3 protein-coding genes and 1 pseudogene are annotated in these 2818 nt (G+C 68.0%); all 4 read left to right on the top strand.

Annotated features, from left to right (window positions below; all coding sequences use genetic code 11):
- Window positions 1-328, top strand: a pseudogene (locus JMF90_RS32045) (lysine transporter); the annotation flags it as partial.
- Window positions 329-591: 263 nt separating this feature from the next.
- Window positions 592-837, top strand: a complete 246-nt coding sequence (locus JMF90_RS32040; RefSeq protein ID WP_012338561.1) for a DUF3717 domain-containing protein — start codon at window positions 592-594, stop codon at window positions 835-837.
- Window positions 838-1099: 262 nt separating this feature from the next.
- The gene (locus JMF90_RS32035; RefSeq protein WP_006479595.1) at window positions 1100-2017 is read left to right on the top strand and encodes a LysR family transcriptional regulator; all 918 of its coding nucleotides are present in this window, start codon (window positions 1100-1102) and stop codon (window positions 2015-2017) included.
- A 110-nt stretch (window positions 2018-2127) separates the two neighbouring features.
- A partial coding sequence (locus JMF90_RS32030; protein ID WP_201325934.1) for an alpha/beta fold hydrolase occupies window positions 2128-2818 on the top strand: 691 nt, incomplete at its 3' end.

Below are 2818 nucleotides of genomic sequence, written 5' to 3'. Positions count from 1 at the left end.
CAAGGGCTACGTGAAGCAGGGTTACTCGCTCGACCAGTTGCCGTATCAGTCGAAGTGGTTCCCGTTCGGCCCGCTGTTCGCGTTCGTGCTGTGCCTCGTGATCGCGCTTGGCCAGGATTACCAGGCGTTCCTCGCGAACCGGATCGACTGGGCCGGCGTGGCCGCGACCTATGTCGGCATTCCGCTGTTCGTCGTCGTGTGGCTCGGCTTCCGGTTCCTGAAGAAGAGCCGGTTCGTGCGCTACGAGGACATGGAGATCGCGCCGTGGATCGCCGCGAGCCGCGGCGCGCAGCGGCAGCCGGTGACGAACCGCGAAACCACGGGCTGACGCCGGCGCGGCAGGCGGCCGCGCGACGGTCGACGAAACGGGAAGCCGCGCGCTTCCCGTTTTTTTGCCCGGCTATTGCCTGCACGGGGTCAAAGCCGGTTATATTGCCCGACCCTACCGGGCCACGGCCCGGCCGGCGCGACAGGCGCGGCGCGGATCGGCATCCGGCGCGCGCGACGCGCGGCGGCCGGCGAGATACCCGGCGTTTTCATCGTTCCAGCCGGGTCGACATGGCCCGCGGAGCGCGCAACCCAGAGGAATCCATGAGCGCATCACCCGCCGAGCGGAAGGCCGGACCCGTTTCCATCGTGCGAATCGAAGCCGCGATCAATGCGTGGCGCGAAGTGTACCCGCCGGCGCCGGACGGCGAGGACGGCTACGCACTCGACGCCGGCAGCAACTGCCTGGCCGAGCTGTACGGCACGATGATCTGCTATCAGTTGCCGGACGTGCCGCTCGACTCGCTGAGCCACGAGCAGCGCGACGCGTTGTACGCGACCGAGGTGTGATGCGGTCGGCACGATGCCGCGGCGCGGCGTCGGTGAACGAACGGGAAGCCACGCGGCTTCCCGTTTTGCTTTGCGCGGCCTCGGGCGTCGCCAAGAGCACCACGCGGCTCGAGCCGGTTTCGGCGCCGGCTGAGGTATCGTGACGGGATCGGGAAGCAGGCGATCGAGGAGGCCGGTACGAAGCCGGCGAGGGTGACCGGTGCGGACGCTGTCCGCGCGGCGCCGGATGAGCGTCCGTTGCCTGTCCCGGGAGGATTCGAACATGGAGTTGAGACATCTCCGCTACTTCGTCGCGGTAGCCGAAGAGCGGAATTTCACGCGGGCGGCGGAACGGCTGCATATCGCGCAGCCGCCGCTGAGCCGGCAGATCCAGCAGCTCGAGGAAGCGCTCGGCGTGCCGCTGTTCGAGCGCACCGCGCGGCCGCTGAAGCTGACCGATGCCGGGCGCTTCTTCTATTCGCACGCGGTGCAACTGCTCGCGCAGACCACCGAGCTCGAATCGATGACGAAGCGGGTCGGCAAGATCGAGCGCAGCATGTCGGTCGGTTTCGTCGGCTCGACGCTGTACGGGATGCTGCCGAAGATCATCCGGCGCTTTCGCAGCGAATATCCGGCCGTCGAGCTGAGCCTGCACGAGATGTCGACGATGGACCAGATCAAGGCGCTGAAGGAAGGGCGCATCGACGTCGGGTTCGGCCGCATCCGCCACGAGGACCCGAGCGTGCGGCGCGTCGTGCTGCGCGAGGAGCGGATGATCGTCGCGCTGCCGGTCGGCCACGTGCTCGACAGCGCGAAGCCCGTGCTGTCGCTGCACGATCTCGTCAACGACACGCTGATCATCTTTCCGAAGGCGCCGCGCCCGAGCTATGCGGACCAGGTACTCGCGGCCTTCCACGACCGCGCGTTGCAGCCGCGCAGGATCTACGAGACGCGCGAGTTGCAGATCGCGCTCGGCCTCGTCGCGATGGGCGAGGGCGTGTCGGTCGTGCCGCAGAGCGTGTACGGGCTCAAGCGCGACGACATCAGCTACAAGCCGCTCGACGATCCGAACCTCGTGTCGCCGATCATCATGAGCATGCGCATGCTCGACGAATCGGAGGACATCCGCGCGATGCAGGCGCTGATCTACCGGCTGTACGACGAAGCGCAGATGGAGTATCTGCCGCCGCAGCCCGAATGAACGCACGGGCGGCAGGGGCTTTTCTTGACGCTGCGCGCGCCGGCAGGCCACCATGCCCGAATTCGATGCGGCTGCCGACGGGCGGCCGCTTTCATGCAGACGACCGACACATGACCGATATCGTGACCGAGGAGACGACCATCGAGACGCCGCAAGGGCGGCTCTTTGCGAAACGCTGGCATGCGGGGCCGGCACGGCACGCGGCCGCGCCCATCGTGCTGCTGCACGATTCGCTCGGCTGCGTCGACCTGTGGCGCGACTTTCCCGCGCAGCTCGCCCGTGTGACGCAACGCGACGTGATCGCGTACGACCGTCTCGGTTTCGGTCGCTCCGATCGGCATCCGGGCACGCTCGGCACGACGTTCGTGCGCGACGAAGCCGATCATGCATTCGCTGCGGTACTGGAACAGCTCGGCGTCGATGCGTTCGTCGCATTCGGGCACAGCGTCGGCGGCGGGATGGCAGTCGGTTGTGCGGCCGCGCATCCAGCGCGTTGCCGCAGCCTCGTGACGGTCGCCGCGCAGGCGTTCGTCGAGGATCGCACGCTGGCCGGCATTCGTGACGCGGGGCGGCAGTTCGACGAACCGGGGCAACTCGACCGGCTCGCGCGCTATCACGGCGACAAGGCCGAATGGGTGCTGCGCGCGTGGGTCGATACGTGGCTGTCGCCGGCATTCCGCGACTGGAGCCTCGACGACGACTTGCCGCGCGTGCAGTGCGCGACGCTCGCGATTCACGGCGAAGACGACGAATACGGGTCCGACGTGCATCCGAAGCGGATTGCCGCGCGCGTCGCGGGGG

The organism is Burkholderia sp. E168m23, from assembly GCF_016586125.1.
In the GTDB taxonomy this organism is placed as follows: domain Bacteria; phylum Pseudomonadota; class Gammaproteobacteria; order Burkholderiales; family Burkholderiaceae; genus Burkholderia; species Burkholderia orbicola.
Note: the sequence above shows the minus strand (reverse complement) of the source record. Positions and strands in the feature narration are given on the sequence as shown.